Genomic DNA, 21,552 nt, shown 5'->3' on the forward strand with positions numbered 1-21,552 from the left:
GGGCAGACAGCCCATGGAGCAGTACGAGACCGAGCGCCTCTCCCCGGCCCAACTGGCCGCCATGCAGCGCAGTCTGCGCAGCGGCCGGGGCGCACTCACCCGCCGTTCGCTGCTGCGCGCCTCGGGCGGGGGCGCCCTCGCCCTCGGCGGGCTGGCGACTCTCAGCGGCTGCGGCATCCCCGCGGCCCAGCGGGAGAACGACACCGCGAAGGCCTCCGACGACCACTCGGCCAAGGAGAAGGTGATCGCCTTCTCCAACTGGACCGAGTACATGGACGTGAGCGAGGACGAAAAGCACCGTCCGACCCTGGAGGCCTTCACCGCGCGCACCGGCATCAAGGTCAAATACACCGAGGACATCAACGACAACGTCGAGTTCTTCGGCAAGGTCAAACCGATGCTCGCGGCAGGCCAGGACACCGGCCGCGACCTGATGGTCCTCACCGACTGGCTGGCCGCCCGCATGATCCGGCTCGGCTGGGTCCAGAAGCTGGACGCCGCGAACCTCCCGCACGCGTACGCCAACCTCTCGGCCCAGTTCCGCAGCCCCGACTGGGACCCGGGCCGCACCTACTCCTACCCCTGGACCGGCATCCCCACGGTCATCGCGTACAACATCAAGGCGACCGGCGGGAAGAAGGTCGACTCCATCTCGCAGATGCTCGACGATCCGGCGCTCAAGGGCCGCGTCGGCTTCCTCACCGAGATGCGCGACTCGGTCGGCATGACCCTGCTCGACATGGGCAAGGACCCCCGCACCTTCACCGACGACGACTACAACGCAGCGATAGCCCGCCTGCAGAAGGGCGTCGACTCCAAGCAGATACGCCGCTTCACGGGCAACGACTACACCTCCGACCTCGACAAGGGCGACCTCGCCGCCTGCGTCGCCTGGGCCGGTGACCTCATCCAGCTGCAGGCCGACAACAAGGACATCAGGTTCACGATCCCGAAGGCCGGTTACCTCACCTCTTCGGACAACCTGCTCGTCCCCGCGAAGGCACGGCACAAGCGCAACGCCGAGCGGCTCATCGACTACTACTACGAGCCCAAGGTCGCAGCCCAGCTCGCCGCGTACATCAACTACGTCTGCCCCGTCGACGGAGTCCACGACGAGCTCGCCAAGATAGACCCGAGCCTCGCCTCCAACACCCTGATCCTCCCGGACAAGGCGATGGCCGCGAAGTCGCACTCCTTCCGCTCGCTGAGCAGCACGGAAGAGACGTCGTACGAAGAGAAGTTCGCCAAGCTCATCGGCGCCTGACCCGCCCTTCCTTCAACGAATCCGGGACCGCACCCATGCAAAAGAACCCGACCGAGGGCGGCGACGTCCGCCTCACCGGCATCAGCAAGACCTACGGCTCCTTCACCGCCGTGCACCCGCTCGAACTCACCGTCCCGCAGGGCTCCTTCTTCGCGCTCCTCGGCGCTTCGGGCTGCGGCAAGACCACCACGCTGCGGATGATCGCCGGCCTGGAGGACCCCACCACCGGCACGGTCTTCCTCGGCGACAAGGACGTCACCGACCTGCCGCCGTACAAGCGGCCCGTCAACACCGTCTTCCAGTCCTACGCGCTCTTCCCGCACCTGAACGTCACCGAGAACATCGCCTTCGGTCTGCGCCGGCGCGGCATCAAGTCGGTGAAGAAGCAGGTCGACGACATGCTGGAGCTCGTCCAGCTCGGTGACTTCGCCCACCGCAAGCCGAGCCAGCTCTCCGGCGGCCAGCAGCAGCGCGTCGCCGTCGCCCGCGCGCTCATCAATCACCCGCAGGTCCTGCTCCTCGACGAGCCGCTGGGCGCCCTCGACCTCAAACTGCGCCGCCAGATGCAGCTGGAGCTCAAGCGCATCCAGACCGAGGTCGGCATCACCTTCATCCATGTCACCCACGACCAGGAGGAGGCCATGACCATGGCCGACACGGTCGCGGTGATGAACGGCGGCCGGGTCGAGCAACTGGGCGCGCCCGCCGACCTCTACGAGAACCCGAACACCACCTTCGTCGCCAACTTTCTCGGCACCTCCAACCTCATCGAGGCCGAGGTCGTCGAGACCGGCTCCGACATCACGGTGGCGGCCTCCGGCGCCAAGCTGCGCCTGCCCGCGCAGCGATGTTCGTCCGTGCCGAGCAGCGGGGGCAAGCTCCTCGTCGGCGTACGCCCCGAGAAGATCTCCCTGGCCCACGCGGACGACGCGGACCAGATCCCCGAGGGCCGCAACCGCATCCCGGGGCGCATCGCCGACTCCAGCTTCATCGGCGTCTCCACGCAGTTCGTCATCGACAGCCCGGTCTGCCCCGAGCTGGAGGTGTACGTACAGAACGTCGAGCGCGACAGCCGCCTGGCCCCCGGTGCCGAGGTGATCCTGCACTGGAACCCCGAGCACACCTTCGGTCTCGACGCCGCCCAGGACATCGACGCGGGCACGGAGGAGGCGGCGTGAGCACGCTCACGGAGAAGTCTCCGGCCGCCGCCCCCACCCCTGAACTCCCCGTGCGCAAGCCCCTGTTGCGCCGCAAGCTCGTCCCGTACTGGCTGCTGCTGCCCGGTATCGTCTGGCTGCTGATCTTTTTCGCGCTGCCGATGGTCTACCAGGCGTCGACCTCCGTGCAGACCGGCTCGCTGGAGAAGGGCTTCCAGGTCACCTGGCACTTCCAGACGTACTGGGACGCCTTCCAGGAGTACTACCCGCAGTTCATCCGCTCCCTGCTGTACGCGGGGACGGCCACCGTCCTGTGCCTGATCCTGGGCTACCCGCTCGCGTATCTGATCGCCTTCAAGGCGGGCCGTTGGCGCAATGTGGTGCTGATCCTGGTGATCGCGCCGTTCTTCACGAGCTTCCTGATCCGCACCCTCGCCTGGAAGACGATCCTCGCCGACGGCGGGCCGGTCGTGCACGTACTGAACTCGCTGAACATTCTGGACGTCACCAGCGCGATCGGCTGGACGGACGGCAGCCGGGTCCTCGCCACCCCCATGGCGGTGGTCTGCGGGCTGACGTACAACTTCCTGCCCTTCATGATCCTGCCGCTCTACACCTCGCTGGAGCGCATCGACGGACGCCTCCACGAGGCGGCGGGCGACCTCTACGCCACCCCCGCGACGACCTTCCGCAAGGTGACCTTCCCGCTCTCCATGCCGGGTGTCGTCTCCGGAACGCTGCTGACCTTCATCCCGGCGAGCGGCGACTACGTGAATGCCGAACTGCTCGGCTCCACCGACACCAAGATGGTCGGCAACGTCATCCAGTCGCAGTTCCTGCGCGTCCTCGACTATCCGACGGCGGCCGCGCTCTCCTTCATCCTCATGGCGATCGTGCTGGCCATGGTCACCGTCTACATCCGCCGCGCCGGAACGGAGGACCTGGTCTGATGTCGATGCTTCTGCGCTGGCTCCGACGCAACCTGATCACCATCGCGGGCCTGATCACGCTCGCGTATCTGATCCTGCCGAACATCGTCGTGATGGTGTTCTCCTTCAACAAACCCAAAGGGCGCTTCAACTACGCCTGGCAGGAAGGCTCCCTGGACGCCTGGAAGGACCCCTGCGGTGTCGCCGACATGTGCGACTCGCTCTCCCTGTCGCTGCAGATCGCGGCCTGGGCGACGCTGGGTGCGACCGTGCTGGGCACGATGATCGCCTTCGCGCTGGTCCGCTACCGCTTCAAGGCGCGCGGCGCGATCAACTCGCTGATCTTCCTGCCGATGGCGATGCCCGAGGTCGTCATGGCGGCGTCCCTGCTGACGCTCTTCCTCAACATGGGCGCGAAGCTCGGCTTCTGGACGATCCTCATCGCGCACATCATGTTCTGCCTGAGCTTCGTGGTGACGGCGGTCAAGGCGCGCGTGATGTCGATGGACCCGCGCCTGGAGGAGGCGGCCCGTGACCTCTACGCGGGTCCGGTCCAGACGTTCCTACGGGTCACGCTCCCCATCGCCGCCCCCGGAATCGCCGCAGGCGCGCTGCTCTCCTTCGCGCTCTCCTTCGACGACTTCATCATCACCAACTTCAACGCCGGCTCGACGGTGACCTTCCCCATGTTCGTCTGGGGATCGTCACAGCGCGGCACGCCGGTGCAGATCAACGTCATCGGCACGGCGATGTTCATCATTGCCGTACTGGTGGTCCTCGCCGCGCAGCTGCTCAGCAACAGCCGGCAGAAGAACAGCGCGAAACCCTAAAGTTCCCTGAGGGAGTTGGAAGACATGGCCCCAGTTGCCATGCGCAGTACGTCCGCCGCACGATCCCTTTCCGAGGCCCGCCCGGTCTCCTTCTGGCTGGAGGATCCGGGAAAGCCCGACACCCTCCCGGCCCTCACGGGAGAGGAGAGCTGCGACCTTCTCGTCGTCGGCGGCGGCTACAGCGGTCTGTGGACCGCGCTCCTGGCCAAGGAACGCGACCCGCAGCGGGACGTCGTCCTGATCGAGGGCCACGAGGTGGGCTGGGCCGCCTCGGGCCGCAACGGCGGTTTCTGCGCCGCATCGCTCACCCACGGCCTGGCCAACGGCATCGCCCGCTGGCCGGACGAGATCCACAAGCTGGAAGCGCTGGGCGAAGAGAACCTGGACGCGATCGAGGAGGCGGTCAGGCGCTACGGCATCGACTGCGACTTCGAGCGCACCGGCGAGATCGACGTGGCCACGCAGCCCCACCAGGTCGAGGAGCTGCGGGAGTTCCACGCCGAGGTCTCCGCGCTGGGCTTCACCGGCCTCGAACTCCTCGACCGGGACGCGGTCCGCGCGGAGGTCGACTCCCCGACCTTCCTCGGCGGGCTCCACGACCGCAGGGGCGTCGCGATGCTCCACCCCGCCAAGCTGGCCTGGGGCCTGAAGCAGGCGTGCCTGTCCTTGGGCGTACGGATCTACGAGCGCACCCGCGCCCTGGATCTGGCCGGCGCGGGCGCGGGGATGGCGGTCCGTACCCCGTACGGCAGGATCCGTGCCCGCCAGGTCGCGCTGGGCACCAACATCTTCCCTTCGCTGGTCAAGCGGGTCCGTCCGTACACCGTGCCCGTCTACGACTACGCGCTGATGACCGAGCCGCTCACGGCGGACCAACTGGCCTCCATCGGCTGGAAGAACCGTCAGGGCCTGGGCGACAGCGCGAATCAGTTCCACTATTTCCGCATCACCGCCGACCACCGCATCCTGTGGGGCGGCTACGACGCGGTCTATCCGTACGGCGGCCGGATGAGCGCCGATCTCGACCACGGCCCTGCCACCTATCTGAAGCTGGCGGAGCACTTCTTCACCGCCTTCCCGCAGCTCGCGGAGGTCGACTTCAGCCATGCCTGGGGCGGTGCGATCGACACCTGCTCGCGCTTCTCCGCCTTCTTCGGTACGGCGCACGGCGGCAAGGTCTCCTACGCGGCCGGATACACCGGCCTGGGCGTGGGCGCGACGCGCTTCGGCGCGGACGTGATGCTGGACCTGCTCTCCGGCGTACCGACCGAGCGCACCGCGCTGGAGATGGTGCGTACGAAGCCGCTGCCGTTCCCGCCGGAGCCGTTCGCCTGGGCGGGCATCGGCCTCACGAAGTGGTCCCTGGCCAGGTCGGACGCGCAGGGCGGCCGGCGCAACCTCTGGCTGAAGGCCATGGACAAGGCCGGTCTGGGCTTCGACTCCTGAGCCGTGCCGCCCGGTTCACGCCCCGGCGCACAACCGCTGATCATGGTGTGACCCAGTTCACTACCAACAAGTAGCAGAACCCGCGTAATGATCCGCGCCCACCCTGCTCTCACCCAGTGCACGCACCGTATTCGCGTACCTGGACTGGATGGAGGGCCGAGCGATGAGCGGCTCGGAGGCAAAGACCGCGGTGGAGTGGCTGGCGTCGGTGGCACCGGATCCGGACGCCTGCCGGTGGGAATGGGAGCGCAACCCTCTGGGGGTCGCTCTCCTTCCCGCCGGCAGGCTCTGGGACGTGCTGATCCTCCCCGGCGAGCTCGGCTATCCGACACTGGACGTCCTCACCCGCCTGATCGACCGGCCGGGCCCGGTCCTGGCCGACTTCGGCGACGCCCGGATGGGCTTCTTCGTGCCGCCGGGAACGGCCGCGCGGTGGGTCGGCACGGGGGTGCGGGGAGCGGGCCGCGGCACCTGGATCGTGGTCCCGTATCCGGGACGCTCGACCGGCGGGGTGCGCTGGCTGGTCCTCCCCGACGGCAACGGCACGCTCACCGATCCCGCGCTCCTGGAGCTCGCGATGCACGAGGCGGCGTCCCAAATCGCCAGGAATGACGGGGGAGACGGGGTCGGTGGAAGGCGATGATCCGCCAGAGGTCTTGACAACCGGATTGGTCTGGACCATGTTGTGGCGCGTTTCACCACATCAATCCCCCCATGCCCGGAGGCAGTTGTGGATCGCCCCAGACTTCTGGCTTTGCTCGCCTCGGCCGCCCTGGCCGCAAGCGGAATCGTCGCCACGGCGCAGGCTTCGCAGGCCGCGGATGCGGACCAGCTACGTAACGGAGGGTTCGAATCGGGCCTGGACGGCTGGAGCTGTACGAACGGCTCCGCGGTCACCTCGCCCGTCCGCAGCGGCACCTCCGCCCTCAGGGCGACGCCCGCGGGCAGCGACTACGCGCAGTGCGCGCAGACCGTCGCGGTCCAGCCGAACTCCAAGTACACCCTCAGCGGCTGGGTGCAGGGCAGTTACGTCTACCTCGGCGCCACCGGCACCGGGACCACGGACGTCAACACCTGGACGCAGTCGGCGACCGGCTGGCAGCAGCTGACCACGAGCTTCACGACGGGCGCGTCCACGACCTCCGTGCAGATCTACACGCACGGCTGGTACGGAACCCCCGCCTACAGCGCCGACGACCTCACCCTGGTCGGCCCCGGCGGCACCCCGGCGCAGATACCCGCGGCCCCCACGGGCCTGAAGGCGGGCACGGTCACCTCCACGAGCGTGGACCTCTCCTGGGGCGCGGCGAGCGGTGCGACCTCGTACGCGATCTACCGCGGCGGCACCAAGGTCGCGACGGCGAGCGGCACTTCGGCCACGGTGACCGGCCTGACGGCCTCCACGGCGTACAGCTTCCAGGTCGCCGCGGCCAACTCCGCGGGCGAATCCCCGAAGTCCGCCGCGGTCACCGCGACGACGAGCGCGACGGGCGGCGGCGGTGGTGGAGGCAACGGGGCCCTCCCGGCCCACGCCCTGGTCGGCTACCTCCACTCCAGCTTCGCCAACGGCTCCGGCTACACGCGCATGGCGGACGTGCCCGACTCCTGGGACGTGATCGACCTGGCCTTCGGCGAGCCGACCTCCGTCACCTCCGGCGACATCCGCTTCTCCCTCTGCCCGGTCACGGAGTGCCCGACCGTCGAGTCCGCGGCCGAGTTCAAGGCGGCCATCAAGGCCAAGCAGGCCGCGGGCAAGAAGGTGCTGATCTCGATCGGCGGCCAGAACGGCCAGGTCCAGCTGACCACGACGGCGGCCCGGGACACCTTCGTGTCCTCGGTCTCGAAGATCATCGACGACTACGGCCTGGACGGCCTCGACATCGACTTCGAGGGCCACTCGCTCTCCCTGAACACCGGGGACACGGACTTCCGCAGCCCGACGACGCCGGTCGTGGTGAACCTGATCTCGGCGGTCAAGACCCTCAAGGCGAAGTACGGCTCGAAGTTCGTCCTGACGATGGCGCCCGAGACCTTCTTCGTCCAACTCGGCTACCAGTACTACGGATCGGGCCCCTGGGGCGGTCAGGACCCGCGCGCCGGCGCCTACCTCCCGGTGATCCACGCCCTGCGCGACGACCTCACCCTGCTGCACGTCCAGGACTACAACTCGGGTTCGATCATGGGTCTCGACAACCAGTACCACTCCATGGGCGGCGCGGACTTCCACATCGCCATGACCGACATGCTGCTCACGGGCTTCCCGGTGGCGGGCGACCAGACGAAGATCTTCCCGGCGCTGCGCCCCGACCAGGTGGCGATCGGCCTGCCGGCCTCGACGAACGCGGGCAACGGCTACACGGCACCCGCCGAGGTCACCAAGGCCCTGAACTGTCTCACCAAGAAGACGGACTGCGGTGCGTACGCGACCCATGGCAGCTGGCCCGCGCTGCGCGGCCTGATGACCTGGTCCGTCAACTGGGACCGCTTCAACAACCAGGAGTTCTCGAAGAACTTCGACGCGTACAACTGGAGCTGACGCTCAGCAGCGCCCCGCACAGACACCAGCTGCCCAGCACGTCGAGCGGCCAGTGATACCCGTGCAGCACCAGCCCGAGGCCCGTCGCCGCGGTCAGCACCCCGGCGGCGGGCATCGCCGCTCCGCGCCAACTTCCCGGCAGATACGGGGAGATCAGCAGCGCCGCCCCGAGGAAGGCCACCATCGCCGTCGCGGCGTGCCCCGAGGGGAAGTAGCCCGTCTCGGTCGTCAGCGGGCCGGGGCGGGCGATCCAGTCCTTCAGCGGGACGACCAGGGCGGGGGTCACGGCCATCGCCAGCCCGGCGGCAAGGACAGGGGCGCGCGCTCCGCGCCAGGCCGCGTACGCCATGGCGGCGAGAAGGACGGGAAGAGCGACCTGCACATTGCCGAGGTCGGCGAGGAGCTGGGTCAGCCAGGAGGGGCCGCGGCCGACGACCGAGGCGTCGACGCGCTCGTCGAGGCGGCGCAGCGGTCCGTGGGAGGCGACCTGCCAGCCGATCAGCGCGAAGAGCGCTACGCAGAGTGCGGGGAGGAGAACGAGAGGAGCCCTTCGCTCCGGATCAGGGGGGGTTGTTCCGGAGCGAAGGGCTGGATCGGTGTGCCGCGCGCCCCGGGGGGTGTGGGGCGGGCGGCCATCCGATCGGTGAGGATCCCCGGAGCGCGAGGCTCCGGTGGTGTGCGCGAAGGCACGACCAGGCTGGAACTGGGGAGGCCCCTGCCTGGAATCGCCCGCAGTCCCCTGCGGGCGGGGTGTTTCTCTCATCTGCAGAAACCGTACGCCAGAGAGCAGGGGGGCCGACAGCCGGATCTCGATCCCGCCATCGGCCCCCCACAGGGTCTTCACACGCTCTGACCGTTACTGAAGGTCACAGTGCGGTTTCGCTCGCGCCTCAGACGCCCGAGAAAGCCTGCTCGAGAATGTCCAGACCCTCGGTGAGAAGGTCCTCGCCGATCACCAGCGGGGGCAGGAAGCGGAGGACGTTTCCGTACGTGCCACAGGTCAGGACCAGCAGACCCTCGGCGTGGCAAGCCTTGGCCAGAGCCGCGGTCGCCGCCGGGTTGGGGTCCTTGGTGCCGGACTGGACCAGCTCGATGGCGATCATGGCGCCGCGCCCGCGGATGTCGCCGATGATGTCGAACTTCTCCTGCATGGCGGCGAGGCGCCCCTTCATGAGCTCCTCGATGCGCTTGGCCTTCGCGTTGAGGTCGAGCTCCTTCATCGTCTCGATCGCGCCCAGCGCGGCGGCGCAGGCCACCGGGTTCCCGCCGTACGTACCGCCGAGGCCGCCGGAGTGCGGGGCGTCCATGATCTCGGCGCGGCCCGTGACGGCGGCGAGCGGCAGGCCGCCCGCGATGCCCTTGGCGGTGGTGATGAGGTCGGGGACGATGCCCTCGTCCTCGGAGGCGAACCACTGGCCGGTGCGGCAGAAGCCGGACTGGATCTCGTCCGCGACGAAGACGATGCCGTTGTCCTTGGCGAACTGCGCGATGGCGGGCAGGAAGCCCTTGGCGGGCTCGATGAAGCCGCCCTCGCCGAGGACCGGCTCGATGATGATCGCGGCGACGTTCTCCGCGCCGACCTGCTTGTTGATCATGTCGATGGCCTGGGCGGACGCCTCGGCGCCTGCGTTGTCCGGGCCGGTCGGCCAGCGGTAGCCGTAGGCGACCGGGACGCGGTAGATCTCGGGGGCGAACGGGCCGAAGCCGTTCTTGTACGGCATGTTCTTCGCCGTCATGCCCATGGTGAGGTTGGTGCGGCCGTGGTAGCCGTGGTCGAAGACGACGACGGCCTGGCGCTTGGTGTACGCACGGGCGATCTTGACGGCGTTCTCGACGGCCTCGGCGCCCGAGTTGAAGAGGGCCGACTTCTTGGCGTGGTCGCCGGGGGTCAGCTCGGCGAGGAGCTCGCAGACCTCGACGTAGCCCTCGTACGGCGTGACCATGAAACAGGTGTGGGTGAAGTCCGCGAGCTGCGCGGACGCCCGGCGCACGACGGCCTCGGCGGAGGATCCGACCGAGGTCACGGCGATGCCGGACCCGAAGTCGATCAGCCGGTTGCCGTCGACGTCCTCGACGATGCCGCCGCCCGCGCGGGTCGTGAAGACCGGCAGCACGGACCCGACGCCACTGGCGACGGCGGCCGTACGACGGGCCTGCAGCTCCTGCGACTTCGGGCCGGGGATGGCGGTGACGACGCGTCGCTCCTGCGGGAGAGCGGTCATGGGGGACTCCTGGGGGACCTGGGGGTGTATCGGACGCTTTGCTGCTTCTGGCTTCTTCTTCGCAGGCTAGGGGCGGGAGCGGGGGTCGGGCATGCGCCGGTTGGTAGTGGTGGGGGCGTGTCGTTGTCCAAAGGGGCTGGTTTTGCGGCTAAACCGCCGCCGCTTTCGCGGAGGTGGCCGACGTTGTGGGGGTTGCTCAATGGCCGCTTCCGGTCCGTTCGGATGCGACACCGGCACATTCCAGCCTGTCTGGTCACGCCCGGACGTGCGAGCCGGGGCTTGCCCTCGCCACGCGGCGAAGCCGCGAAATGTCACAGCGGGAAGGGGCGGGTAGGGGAACGGCGCCGCAGGCACCCCGGCCGCAACCCGCCACACCTTCCCTCACGACGGCGAACTCGCCAGGCTGGGCACTAGATTGAGAGGTCGCGCACGCAGACGGAGGGGCGAGAAGCATGGACACCGAGGGCACCCACGACGCACGCGGGACCCGGGCCACCCCCGTCCCCCGCCCCGCCGGTCCCCCCGCAGTCCCACCGCCCCCCACTCACGCCCCGGCCTCCCCGCCCCACCCCGCCCTGACCGACTGGCTCAGGACCCCCCGGGCCGCGCCGGAGCCCGGACTCTGGCGGTACGGACACCGCCCGCGCCCCGACGCCGACCCCGACCGCGTCCCGGCCCGCGCCCTGATCGGCGGAGCGGTCGTGGCGTTCCTGGCCGCGGCCCTGGTCTGGTCCCTGTGGCGCAACGGCTACGTCCCCCACAGCCGTATCCTCCTGGAGCTCGTCACCCCCACCGACTGGTGGGGCCTGGAGCGCCCCACCGCCGCGATCACCGCGCTCGCCGTCTACAACAGCCTCGTGGCCGCCCTGGTGATCGTCGGCTTCGCCCGCCTCGGCAACTGGCGGGAGGTCTTCCGCCGGTACGCCGTCGACCACGCCCAGCCCGCCCGCGCCCTGCGCACCGCCCTGGTGGCCGCGATCCTGGTCTGGTTCTTCGTACGCGCCGACGACCTGCTCCCCTTCGACAACCTCGCACTCGGACTGACCCCCAAGTCCTGGCTGTTCACCGCCGACGCCGAGCAGACCAGGGACAACGTCGAAACGTTCGGAACCGTCTACCACCTCATCGGCTCGGCGCTGATCCTCTGGCCGATCGCCCGGGCAGGCGGCTGGCTGACGCTCGCAGCGGACCTCCGCCGAGGAACCAAAACCCCCGCCGCCCCCCAGCAGCAACCCGGCGAAGACCCCGCGGACTGGCCCCAGTTGCGCGCCGCAGGGCTTCCCGCGGCCGCCGACCGCCTCGTCGCCGACGGGAACTCCGGGCACATGAACGACGTTGACTGTGTACGGATCCGGCGGGCCTGGGACTCCGTTCAAGCCGACCCCTCCCGGCTTCCGGCCTTCACCGACGCGGTGCTGCGCCAGGGCGACCAGGCCTGCCCCCACCCCTCCGGCGACCGGGACCTGCCCGCCCGCGCCGCCACGCACGACCTGCTCACCTCCCAGGTGCGGCTCGGCCGGTACGCGGACCTCGACCGCAATCCGGCCGCCCGCCGCGGCGCGGGCTCCGCCGTGGACCCCGGCACGCTCGGCGCCTCGCTGCTCGCGGTCGGCCCCTCCGGCGCGGGCAAGACCCGCCTTCTCGTACGCCCCGTGGTCGAGTCGCTCGCCCTCCAGGCCCTCGCCGGACAGGCCGCCGTCGTCGCGGTCTGCGCGGCGGGTACCCCGCTGGGCCCCGACGAGGGGTACGACGTGGTGGTGAAGCCGGGCGACCCGGCCTCCACGTACGACCTCGACCTGTACGGCGGCACCACCGACCCCGACGAGGCCGCCGCCCTGCTCGCCGAGGCCCTCGTCGGCGACCTGCCCGACATCGACGCGCGCCGGGCCCAGAGCGCGCTGGCCCAGCTGCTCGGCCCCTACCGCGCCGCCCACGGCCACTTCCCGGCCGTCCCCGTCCTGCGCGAACTCCTCGACGCCACCCCCGCGGCCCTCGACGACCTGCGCAGGCACCTGCCCGCCGACAGCCCCCACCTCCGCGAACTCGACGCCCGTGCCCGGCAGTTCGCCAACCCCGGCGACCCCGCCCTCGCCCTGGCCGACCGCGTGGCCGTCCTCGACCGGCCCGCCTTCGCGGACTTCTTCGACACGAGCGGGGACACCCGCCCCTTCTCGCTGCGCACCCTGGAACACCCGCTGCGGGCCCGGATCGACCTGCCCGAGCGGGCCCACCCCGAGGCCGCCCATCTGCTGACCCGTCTGGTCCTGGCCCAGTTCACCGCCGGAGCGCCCGCCCGCCGCGACCGCTCGCTCTTCGCCTTCCTGGTGATCGACGACGCCACGCACGCGGTGACCGCCGAGTCGGTCCGGGCCCTGCAGCGCCTGCGGAACGCCAACGCCGGAGTGCTCCTGACACTGCGCGCGCTCGGCGACGTACCCGAGAACCTGCACACGCAGCTGCTCGGATCGGCCGGCTGCCACATGGCCTTCTCCGGGGTCACCACCTGGGACGGGCGGCTCTTCGCACAGTCCTGGGGCACCGAGTGGGTGGAGACGACGGAGGTCGCCAAGCACACCGTCTTCGCCGACCAGCCGCTCACCCGCGCCGTGCACGCGGTGCGCAAGCTGGTCACGGGCAAGGCCGTCACGACGGACGCGGTGACCGTACGGAAGGTCGAGCGCGAGCGCTGGTCGGCCTCCGACCTGGCCCGCGAGGTGCCGGCGGGGCACGCCGTGCTCTCGCTGACGACCGTACGGGGCGAGCACGCGCCGCCGCTGCTCGTGGATCTTCACAGCTGACCGGTTGGGGAGATTCTGCCTTCCTGGCAGAATCGAGGTGTGCAGTTCATACGGAACGGCGCACCCCCACCCGAAGGTTCCGCCCCGTGCCGCCCACCCTTGCCTCCCTCGTCCACCACTCCGCGCTCAAGCTGACCGTGCGCGCGGGGGAGGGGCGGCTGGAGACCCCGGTCCGCTGGGCGCACGTCAGCGAGCTCGCCGACCCCGTGCCGTACATGGAGGGCGGGGAGCTGCTCCTCGTCACGGCGATGACGCTCAACGCCGAGGATCCCGAGGCGATGCGGCGGTACGTGAAGAGGCTGGTCGGAGCCGGGGTCGTCGGACTCGGCTTCGCCGTCGGCGTCACGTACGAGGACATCCCCGAGGCCCTGGTCACCGCCGCGGAGGAGGAGGGGCTGCCGCTCCTGGAGGTGCCTCGGCGCACCCCGTTTCTGGCGATCAGCAAGGCGGTCTCGGCCGCGATCGCCGCCGACCAGTACCGCTCGGTGACCGCCGGCTTCGAGGCCCAGCGCGAACTGACCCGGGCCGCCCTGAGCGGCAACGGCCCCGGCGACCTGCTCGCCCGCCTCGCCGCGCACATCGACGGCTGGGCGGCGCTGTACGACGCGTCGGGCGCGGTCGTCGCGGCCGCCCCCGACTGGGCGGCGCGGCGGGCCGGCCGCCTGACCGCCGACGTGGAGCGACTGCGCGAGCGGCCCACGCCCGCGAGCGCGGTGGTCGGCGGCTCGGAGGACCGGGTGGAGCTCCAGTCGCTGGGCACCGGGCGCCGGGCGCGCGGCGCGCTGGCCGTGGGGACGGGGGCGCCGCTGGGCACCGCCGAGCGGTACGCCGTACATTCCGCGATCGCCCTGCTGACCCTCACCACCGAGCGCTCACGCTCCCTGCAGGACGCCGAGCAGCGGCTCGGCGCCGCGATCCTGCGGATGCTCCTCGCGGGCCAGCCCGACCATGCGCGCGGGGTGGCAGGTGACCTCTACAACGGGCTCCTCGACGCGCCTTTCCGCATCCTCATCGCCGAGTGCGCGGACCCGGCGGTCCTGGCGGAACTGACCGACGCCCTCGAATCGGGGGCCTCACGGGCCGGCGAGGCGGTCCTCGCGGTGCCCGACGGGAACCGTCTGGTCATCCTCGCGGCGGACGAGGGCGCGGTCGTCGAGGCCGTCGCCACGTATGCCGAGGTGCTCGAAGGGCGCCGGGGTTCCTCCGACGACGCCCCGGAAGCGGACGAGGTGGTCATAGGGCAGTCGGCCCCGGCGGGCCCGATCGCCACGGCGTCGGCGTTCAAGCAGGCCGAACAGGCGCTCTCCGTCGCCCGCCGCCGGCGCCGCGTCCTGGTCGAGCACGACGAGCTGGCGGCAGGATCGGTCCTCCCGCTCCTCGCCGACGACGCGGTACGGGCCTTCGCCGACGGGATGCTCAGGGCGCTCCACGAACACGACGCCAAGGGCCGGGGCGACCTGGTCGAATCGCTGCGCGCGTGGCTCTCGCACCACGGCCAGTGGGACGCGGCCGCCGCGGACCTGGGGGTGCACCGGCACACGCTGCGGTACCGGATGCGGCGGGTGGAGGAGATTCTGGGCCGCTCGCTGGACGATGCGGATGTCCGCATGGAGCTGTGGCTGGCGCTGAAGGCGACGTCGACGCCGACGAGCTGAACGTCCCCGGGGGCGCAGCCCCCGGCCCGCCCCACCCTGCGCGCCCCACGCCCCCTGCCGGATCGGCAAGTCCGCCACGGCCACCACTCCACCCCGGACAAACGCGCGCCACGCACCCCGCCCCTACGGTGGGAACCATGACTTCCACCCACGCCTCCTTCTGGCTCGCCGGCCGCCAGGCCACCGGCGAGGACACCTTCGACGTCACCTCCCCCTGGGACGGCCGGCTCGTCGGCACGGTCGCCGTGCCGACCGACGCCCAGGTCGAGGAGGCGGTGGCCGCCGCCCACGCCGTACAGGGCGAGTTCGCCGCGACCCCCGCGCACGTGCGCGCCGCCGCGCTCGACCACGTCTCGCGCCGCCTGGTCGAGCGCACCGAGGAGATCGCCCAGCTGATCTCCGCCGAGAACGGCAAGCCGGTCAAGTGGGCCCGCGGCGAGGTCGGCCGCGCGGTCTCCGTCTTCCGGTTCGCCGCCGAGGAGGCCCGCCGCTACAACGGCGGCGACGCCCAGCGCCTGGACACCGACGCCGGCGGCGTGGGCCGTCTCGCCCTGACCCGCCGCTTCCCGCGCGGCACGGTCCTGGGCATCGCGCCCTTCAACTTCCCGCTGAACCTCTGCGCCCACAAGATCGCCCCGGCGATCGCCGTCGGCGCCCCGATCATCCTCAAGCCGGCCCCGGCGACGCCCCTTTCGGGCCTCATCCTCGGTGACCTCCTCGCCGAGACGGACCTCCCGGCCGGCTCCTGGTCGATCCTCCCGGTCGCCAACGACAAGATGCCCGCCCTCGTCCAGGACGAGCGCCTGCCGGTCATCTCCTTCACCGGCTCCGAGACCGTCGGTTTCGCGATCATGGATTCGGTCCCGCGCAAGCACGTCACCCTCGAACTCGGCGGCAACGGCGCGGCCGTGGTCCTGGCCGACTGGGCCTCCGAGGAGGACCTCGACTGGGCCGCGACCCGTATCGCGACCTTCTCGAACTACCAGGGCGGCCAGTCCTGCATCTCCGTGCAGCGCGTGATCGCGGACGCCACCGTCTACGACCGCCTCGTCCCGAAGATCGTCGCGGCCGTCGAGGCCCAGGTCACGGGCGACCCGTCCGACGCGGCCACCGACGTCGGCCCCCTCGTCAGCGAGGCAGCGGCCGTGCGTGTCGAGTCCTGGGTCGACGAGGCGGTCAAGGCCGGCGCCCAGCTGCTCACGGGCGGCAAGCGCGACGGCGCCGCGTACGCGCCGACCGTTCTCGCGGACCTCCCTGAGGGCACCACGATCGCCACCGAGGAGGTCTTCGGACCGGTCCTCTCCGTACGGAAGGTCGACGGCGAGGCGGAGGCCTTCGCGGCCGTCAACGACTCCAAGTACGGCCTGCAGGCAGGGGTGTTCACCCACGACCTGCAGACGGCGTTCCGCGCCCACAGTGCGCTGGAGGTCGGCGGCGTGATCGTCGGCGACGTCCCGTCGTACCGCGCGGACCAGATGCCTTACGGCGGCGCCAAGCAGTCCGGCGTGGGCCGCGAGGGCGTCGCGTTCGCGATGGCGGACTACACGTACGAGCGCGTCATGGTCTTCACCGGCCTCGCGCTGTAGGACGTACGTACGCGAAGGACGGCCGGAGTCCACTGTGCGGGGGCTCCGGCCGTCCTTCGCGTACCCCAAAGGCGCGCGAGGGCTGGTCGGTTCGCCGGGAATCGGGTACTACGGACGAGTAGCACCGCTCGGTAACGGGTAGGTGCGTCCACCCGACACCCCGCGGTGAGGAGCACCCTCATGACCGCACCACACGACAGGCAGCCCAAGGTCACCGAGCGCGAGGCCCGCCAAGTCGCCGAGGCCGCCCGCGAACAGGACTGGCGCAAGCCGAGTTTCGCCAAGGAGCTCTTCCTGGGCCGCTTCCGGCTCGACCTCATCCACCCGCATCCGCTCCCGGCCGCCGACGACGCACAGCGCGGCGAGGACTTCCTCGCGAAGCTGCGCGTCTTCTGCGAGACGAAGGTCGACAGTGCGCTGATCGAGCGCGAGGCGCGCATCCCGGACGAGACGATCAACGGGCTCAAGGAGCTCGGCGCGCTCGGCATGAAGATCGACACCAAGTACGGCGGTCTCGGACTGACGCAGGTGTACTACAACAAGGCGCTCGCGCTTGCCGGTTCGGCCAGCCCCTCCATCGGCGCCCTGCTCTCCGCGCACCAGTCGATCGGCGTCCCCCAGCCGCTCAAGCTCTTCGGCACCCAGGCCCAGAAGGACGCCTTCCTGCCGCGCCTGGCCAGTACGGCCATCTCGGCCTTCCTCCTCACCGAACCGGACGTCGGCTCCGACCCCGCGCGTCTGGCGACGACGGCGGTCCCCGACGGGGATGCGTACATCCTCGACGGCGTAAAGCTCTGGACGACCAACGGCGTCGTCGCCGACCTGCTGGTCGTCATGGCCCGCGTCCCCAGGTCCGAGACGTCCAAGGGCGGCATCACCGCCTTCGTCGTCGAGGCGGACTCCCCGGGCGTCACCGTCGAGCACCGCAACGCCTTCATGGGCCTGCGCGGCCTGGAGAACGGCGTCACCCGCTTCCACCAGGTGCGCGTCCCCGCCGCCAACCGCATCGGCCCGGAGGGTGCGGGCCTCAAGATCGCCCTCACCACGCTCAACACCGGCCGCCTCTCGCTCCCCGCGATGTGCGTAGGAGCCGGCAAGTGGTGCCTGAAGATCGCCCGCGAATGGTCGTCGGTACGGGAACAGTGGGGCAAGCCGGTCGCCCACCACGAGGCCGTCGGCGCGAAGATCTCCTTCATCGCGGCGACCACCTTCGCGCTCGAAGCAGTCCTCGACCTCTCCTCGCAGATGGCGGACGAGGACCGCAACGACATCCGCATCGAAGCGGCCCTGGCCAAGCTGTACGGCTCGGAGATGGGCTGGCTGATGGCGGACGAACTGGTCCAGATCCGGGGCGGACGCGGCTTCGAGACAGCCGACTCCCTCGCGGCCCGCGGCGAACGCGCGGTTCCTGCCGAGCAGGTGCTGCGCGACATGCGCATCAACCGCATCTTCGAGGGCTCGACGGAGATCATGCACCTGCTGATCGCCCGCGAGGCGGTCGACGCCCACCTCAAGGTCGCGGGTGACCTGATCGACCCGGACAAGAACCTCTCCGAGAAGGCGAAAGCGGGCGCCCAGGCAGGCGCCTTCTACGCCCGCTGGCTTCCGAAACTGGTCGCGGGCGCGGGCCAACTCCCGCGCTCGTACGCCGAATTCAACCCACCGGGCCACCCCGACCTCTCCCCGCACCTGCGCTACGTGGAACGCTCGGCCCGCAAGCTCGCCCGCTCCACCTTCTACGCGATGTCCCGCTGGCAGGGCCGCATGGAGACCAAACAGGGCTTCCTCGGCCGCATCGTGGACATCGGCGCGGAGCTCTTCGCGATGAGCGCCGCCTGCGTACGCGCCGAACTCCTGCGCACCACCGAGGAGTACGGCCGCGAGGCGTACCAACTGGCCGACGCTTTCTGCCGCCAGTCCCGCATCCGCACCGACGAACTCTTCGCCCGCCTGTGGACGAACACCGACGACCTGGACCACAAGGTCGTCACGGGCGTCCTGTCGGGTACGTACACCTGGCTGGAACAGGGCATCGTCGACCCCTCGGGCGAAGGCCCCTGGATCGCGGACGCGACCCCGGGCCCGGCGAAGAAGGACAACGTCCACCGCCCGATCCGCTGATCTCCCGCCGGGGCGTTCCACGGTCCGGACCGCCCCGGCACACCGGCTTCCGGCACGGCACAATCCGGTCCGTGACCGTCATCGAGATCCCCGGCTCCAAGTCCGTGACCGCCCGCGCCCTCTTCCTCGCAGCGGCGGCCGAGGGCACCACCACCCTGCTGCGCCCCCTCGTCTCCGACGACACGGAGGGGTTCGCCGAGGGGCTGATCCGCCTTGGGTACGACGTCGAGCGCGCCCCCGGCGCCTGGCGCATCCAGGGCCGCCCCGCAGGCCCGGCGACCACCGAGGCGGACGTGTACTGCCGTGACGGTGCCACCACCGCCCGCTTCTTGCCGACCCTTGCCGCCGCCGGCCACGGTACGTACCGCTTCGACGCCTCCGCCCAGATGCGCCGCCGCCCGCTGGCCCCGCTCACCCGCGCGCTCCAGGAGCTCGGCGTCGACCTGACCCACGAGGGGGCCGAGGGGCACCACCCCCTGCGCATCGCCGCGCACGGCATCAAGGGCGGCGAACTCACCCTGGACGCGGGCCAGTCGTCCCAGTACCTGACCGCGCTGCTCCTCCTCGGCCCGCTCACCGCCGAGGGCCTGCGCATCACCGTCACTGACCTGGTCTCGGCCCCGTACATCGAGATCACGCTCGCGATGATGCGCACCTTCGGCGCACGGCCCACCCGCGAGGGGAACGTCTTCACGGTCCCGCCCACCGGCTACCGCGCGACCACGTACGCCATCGAGCCCGACGCCTCCACGGCGAGCTACTTCTTCGCGACGGCGGCCCTCACGCCCGGCCGTTCGGTCACCGTCCCGGGCCTCGGAGTCGACGCTCTTCAGGGCGACCTGGGCTTCGTCGAGGTCCTCGCCCGCATGGGTGCGGACGTCCGAACGACCGCCGACGGCACCACCGTCACGGGACCGGACCTCCTCTCCGGCCTCACGGTCAACATGCGCGACATCTCCGACACGATGCCGACGCTGGCGGCGATCGCTCCGTACGCGACGGGCCCCGTACGGATCGAGGACGTCGGCAACACCCGCGTCAAGGAGTGCGACCGTCTGGAGGCCTGCGCCGACAATCTGCGCGCGCTCGGCATCGAGGTCGCCACGGGACCGGACTGGATCGAGATCCGCCCCGGCACGCCCCGCCCGGCCCGGATCGCCACCCACGGGGACCACCGCATCGTGATGTCCTTCGCGGTGACGGGCCTGCGCACCCCGGGCATCACCTTCGACGACCCGGGCTGCGTGCGGAAGACGTTCCCCGGATTCCACGAGGCCTTCGCGGAGTTCACCGCTACCGCGTAGGCGGCGTCCACTCCGCGACCAGGTCGAGCAGCCCGGGGAAACGGGCGTTGAGGTCGTCGGTCCGCACCTGGCTGCGCCGTTCGAGCCCGTACTGCCGCTGCCTCGTCACCCCTGCCTCGCGCAGCGCCTTGAAGTGATGGGTCAGCGTGGACTTGGGCCGGTCGATCCCGAACCACCCGCAGCTGCGGTCCGACTCCGGTGATTCCAGCAGGAGTTTGCGGATGATGTCGAGCCGGAGCGGATCGCTGAGCGCGCCCATGACGGTCTCCAGGCGCAGTTCGGCGCGTGCCGGTTCGGGCAGCGGCTCGGGGAGGGCGGCGGATGTCACGGGGGGTCTCCCTCGTCGAGTGCATCAGTACGACTCGAATCGTACTGCATGCTAGGTTCGAGAAAACTCGTACTGAAGCTCGGTGAGGGAGACCCCCGTGACGTCTGTCCGGCATGCCCAGATACCGCCCAGGACCGCCAGCCTTGGCCCGCCACCCCCGGCTCCCCGCTGGTGGATCTGGCTCGCGGCCTGGCCGGTGTCCGCGGTCTTCGTCCTCTCCAACGCGGCCACCCCGCTCTACGGCATCTGGCAGGACCGGATCGGATTCTCCCGGGGCACGCTGACGGTCGTCTTCGCCTGCTATATCGCGGGCCTGATCGCCTCGCTCCTCGTCTCGGGCGTCCTCTCCGACCGCGTCGGCCGCAAGCCGGTCCTGCTGCCCGCCCTCGCGCTCGCCCTTCTGGCCTGCGGAATCTTCGCCACCGCGGACTCGGTCGCGGCGCTGATCGCGGCACGCCTGCTCACCGGCATCGCTGTGGGCGCTGCGGTCTCGGCGGGCATGGCGGCCGTGACGGACGTGGCGGGCCCCGACCGCAAGCGGCTTGCCGCCCTGCTCGCTTCCTGCGCGATGGTGTTGGGTGCGGGCCTCGGACCGCTGCTCGCGGGCGCCCTCTCCGAACTCGCCCCGGCCCCGACGGTGACGGTCTTCGCGGTGGAGGCGGTCCTGCTGGTCTCGGCGCTCCTGGTCGCCGTACGGATGCCGGTACGCCGGCCGGACCGCGCCCATGCCCCGGCCCCGGCCCCGGCCTCCTGGATCCGCCTCCCTTCGGTCCCGCGCCCCAGCCGCCGTCAACTCGCCCTCGCCATCGCGGTGTTCGCCCCCGGCATCACCGCGACCTCCTTCGTCCTCTCGCTCGGCCCCTCGCTCCTCTCCGCCCTGCTCGGTACGGAGAGTGGGATGGTGGCCGGGGCGACGGCCTTCGTGATGTTCCTCGCCGCGACCGCCGTGCAGTTCGCGGTGCGCGGGCTGCGGATCCACTCCATCCTGCTCGCCGGCGCGACGAGCACCGCCGTGGCCATGCTGACGCTGGCGGCGGCCGTACGCACCGACTCGCCCACCCTGCTGGTCGCCGCCGCGATCCTGGCCGGCGCGGGCCAGGGCGCGGGCCAACTGGGAGGCCTGACGCTGCTGAACGCCGAGGTCCCCGCCCACCGTCTCGCCGAGGCCAACTCGGCCATGAACATGGGCGGTTACCTGCCGGCGGGCGTGCTCCCGGTGGCGGCCGGCTACCTCAGTGACGCGGTGGGGCTGACCGTGGGGGCGACGGTCTTCGCCGTGCTGCTCGCCACCCTGGCCGCGCTGGGGGCGGTTGCCGCCCTCGGGGGGTTGCGGCGATCCATTCACACGAGTTAATCTAACCAAGTTAAATTCGTAA

Annotated in this window: 16 protein-coding genes; 13 read left to right on the forward strand and 3 right to left on the reverse strand. The window is 70.8% G+C overall.

Going from position 1 to position 21,552, the window contains the following annotated elements; translation table 11 throughout:
* The first annotated feature begins 13 nt into the window (after positions 1-13).
* From AB0H78_RS22370 to AB0H78_RS22400, 7 genes are all read left to right on the forward strand, one after another.
* Positions 14-1,264 (forward strand): spermidine/putrescine ABC transporter substrate-binding protein, encoded by a 1,251-nt coding sequence (locus tag AB0H78_RS22370; protein ID WP_363236260.1) that lies wholly within the window; start codon positions 14-16, stop codon positions 1,262-1,264.
* A 35-nt stretch (positions 1,265-1,299) separates the two neighbouring features.
* Positions 1,300-2,442 carry an ABC transporter ATP-binding protein gene (locus tag AB0H78_RS22375; RefSeq protein WP_363236261.1) on the forward strand — a complete coding sequence of 381 codons (1,143 nt, stop codon included), beginning with the start codon at positions 1,300-1,302 and terminating at the stop codon, positions 2,440-2,442.
* A complete protein-coding gene (locus AB0H78_RS22380) occupies positions 2,439-3,371 on the forward strand; it encodes an ABC transporter permease (RefSeq protein ID WP_363236262.1) in 933 nt (310 codons plus the stop codon). The genes AB0H78_RS22375 and AB0H78_RS22380 overlap by 4 nt, the downstream gene beginning before the upstream one ends.
* 5 nt (positions 3,372-3,376) lie before the next feature.
* Positions 3,377-4,180: an ABC transporter permease gene (locus tag AB0H78_RS22385; RefSeq protein WP_363236392.1), complete on the forward strand. Its 804-nt coding sequence runs from the start codon at positions 3,377-3,379 to the stop codon at positions 4,178-4,180.
* A 24-nt stretch (positions 4,181-4,204) separates the two neighbouring features.
* The gene (locus AB0H78_RS22390) at positions 4,205-5,626 is read left to right on the forward strand and encodes an FAD-dependent oxidoreductase (RefSeq protein WP_363236263.1); all 1,422 of its coding nucleotides are present in this window, start codon (positions 4,205-4,207) and stop codon (positions 5,624-5,626) included.
* Between the two features lie 163 nt (positions 5,627-5,789).
* Positions 5,790-6,269 (forward strand): hypothetical protein, encoded by a 480-nt coding sequence (locus AB0H78_RS22395; RefSeq protein ID WP_363236264.1) that lies wholly within the window; start codon positions 5,790-5,792, stop codon positions 6,267-6,269.
* 87 nt (positions 6,270-6,356) lie between these two features.
* A complete protein-coding gene (locus tag AB0H78_RS22400) occupies positions 6,357-8,162 on the forward strand; it encodes a glycoside hydrolase family 18 protein (RefSeq protein ID WP_363236265.1) in 1,806 nt (601 codons plus the stop codon).
* Here AB0H78_RS22400 and AB0H78_RS22405 read toward each other — a convergent pair.
* Both AB0H78_RS22405 and gabT read right to left on the reverse strand, forming a co-directional pair.
* Positions 8,113-8,925, reverse strand: a complete 813-nt coding sequence (locus AB0H78_RS22405; protein ID WP_363236266.1) for a phosphatase PAP2 family protein — start codon at positions 8,923-8,925, stop codon at positions 8,113-8,115. The genes AB0H78_RS22400 and AB0H78_RS22405 overlap by 50 nt on opposite strands.
* Before the next feature lie 127 nt (positions 8,926-9,052).
* Positions 9,053-10,384: a 4-aminobutyrate--2-oxoglutarate transaminase gene (gene gabT, locus AB0H78_RS22410; RefSeq protein WP_363236267.1), complete on the reverse strand. Its 1,332-nt coding sequence runs from the start codon at positions 10,382-10,384 to the stop codon at positions 9,053-9,055.
* A gap of 452 nt (positions 10,385-10,836) precedes the next feature.
* Here gabT and AB0H78_RS22415 point away from each other — a divergent pair, with 452 nt between their 5' ends.
* The 5 genes from AB0H78_RS22415 to aroA all read left to right on the forward strand — a co-directional run bounded on the left by AB0H78_RS22415 (position 10,837) and on the right by aroA (position 19,848).
* Positions 10,837-13,182: an ATP/GTP-binding protein gene (locus AB0H78_RS22415; protein ID WP_363236268.1), complete on the forward strand. Its 2,346-nt coding sequence runs from the start codon at positions 10,837-10,839 to the stop codon at positions 13,180-13,182.
* Between the two features lie 86 nt (positions 13,183-13,268).
* On the forward strand, positions 13,269-14,837 hold the full coding sequence (locus AB0H78_RS22420) for a PucR family transcriptional regulator (RefSeq protein WP_363236269.1): 1,569 nt from the start codon (positions 13,269-13,271) through the stop codon (positions 14,835-14,837).
* A gap of 137 nt (positions 14,838-14,974) precedes the next feature.
* Positions 14,975-16,423 carry an aldehyde dehydrogenase family protein gene (locus tag AB0H78_RS22425; protein WP_363236270.1) on the forward strand — a complete coding sequence of 483 codons (1,449 nt, stop codon included), beginning with the start codon at positions 14,975-14,977 and terminating at the stop codon, positions 16,421-16,423.
* 180 nt (positions 16,424-16,603) lie between these two features.
* The gene (locus AB0H78_RS22430; RefSeq protein ID WP_363236271.1) at positions 16,604-18,544 is read left to right on the forward strand and encodes an acyl-CoA dehydrogenase family protein; all 1,941 of its coding nucleotides are present in this window, start codon (positions 16,604-16,606) and stop codon (positions 18,542-18,544) included.
* Positions 18,545-18,615: 71 nt separating this feature from the next.
* Positions 18,616-19,848: a 3-phosphoshikimate 1-carboxyvinyltransferase gene (gene aroA, locus AB0H78_RS22435; RefSeq protein WP_363236272.1), complete on the forward strand. Its 1,233-nt coding sequence runs from the start codon at positions 18,616-18,618 to the stop codon at positions 19,846-19,848.
* On the opposite strand, the gene AB0H78_RS22440 is transcribed toward aroA, so the two are convergent.
* The gene (locus AB0H78_RS22440; protein WP_363236273.1) at positions 19,838-20,176 is read right to left on the reverse strand and encodes an ArsR family transcriptional regulator; all 339 of its coding nucleotides are present in this window, start codon (positions 20,174-20,176) and stop codon (positions 19,838-19,840) included. The two genes, aroA and AB0H78_RS22440, sit on opposite strands and share 11 nt — an antisense overlap.
* A gap of 121 nt (positions 20,177-20,297) precedes the next feature.
* On the opposite strand from AB0H78_RS22440, the gene AB0H78_RS22445 reads away from it, so the two are divergent.
* Positions 20,298-21,530, forward strand: coding sequence for an MFS transporter (locus AB0H78_RS22445; RefSeq protein WP_363236393.1), 1,233 nt, complete (start codon positions 20,298-20,300; stop codon positions 21,528-21,530).
* Positions 21,531-21,552: the final 22 nt, after the last annotated feature.

Source organism: Streptomyces sp. NPDC050738 (assembly GCF_040654175.1).
GTDB lineage: Bacteria > Actinomycetota > Actinomycetes > Streptomycetales > Streptomycetaceae > Streptomyces.

What these genes read in the sequence shown, in the direction of transcription:
- AB0H78_RS22370 (WP_363236260.1), top strand. Translation starts at nt 14, where the DNA reads ATGGAGCAGTACGAGACCGAGCGCCTCTCCCCGGCCCAACTGGCCGCC.
- AB0H78_RS22375 (WP_363236261.1), top strand. Translation starts at nt 1,300, where the DNA reads ATGCAAAAGAACCCGACCGAGGGCGGCGACGTCCGCCTCACCGGCATC.
- AB0H78_RS22385 (WP_363236392.1), top strand. Translation starts at nt 3,377, where the DNA reads ATGCTTCTGCGCTGGCTCCGACGCAACCTGATCACCATCGCGGGCCTG.
- AB0H78_RS22390 (WP_363236263.1), top strand. Translation starts at nt 4,205, where the DNA reads ATGGCCCCAGTTGCCATGCGCAGTACGTCCGCCGCACGATCCCTTTCC.
- AB0H78_RS22395 (WP_363236264.1), top strand. Translation starts at nt 5,790, where the DNA reads ATGAGCGGCTCGGAGGCAAAGACCGCGGTGGAGTGGCTGGCGTCGGTG.
- AB0H78_RS22405 (WP_363236266.1), bottom strand. Translation starts at nt 8,925, where the DNA reads ATGAGAGAAACACCCCGCCCGCAGGGGACTGCGGGCGATTCCAGGCAG.
- gabT (WP_363236267.1), bottom strand. Translation starts at nt 10,384, where the DNA reads ATGACCGCTCTCCCGCAGGAGCGACGCGTCGTCACCGCCATCCCCGGC.
- AB0H78_RS22415 (WP_363236268.1), top strand. Translation starts at nt 10,837, where the DNA reads ATGGACACCGAGGGCACCCACGACGCACGCGGGACCCGGGCCACCCCC.
- AB0H78_RS22425 (WP_363236270.1), top strand. Translation starts at nt 14,975, where the DNA reads ATGACTTCCACCCACGCCTCCTTCTGGCTCGCCGGCCGCCAGGCCACC.
- AB0H78_RS22430 (WP_363236271.1), top strand. Translation starts at nt 16,604, where the DNA reads ATGACCGCACCACACGACAGGCAGCCCAAGGTCACCGAGCGCGAGGCC.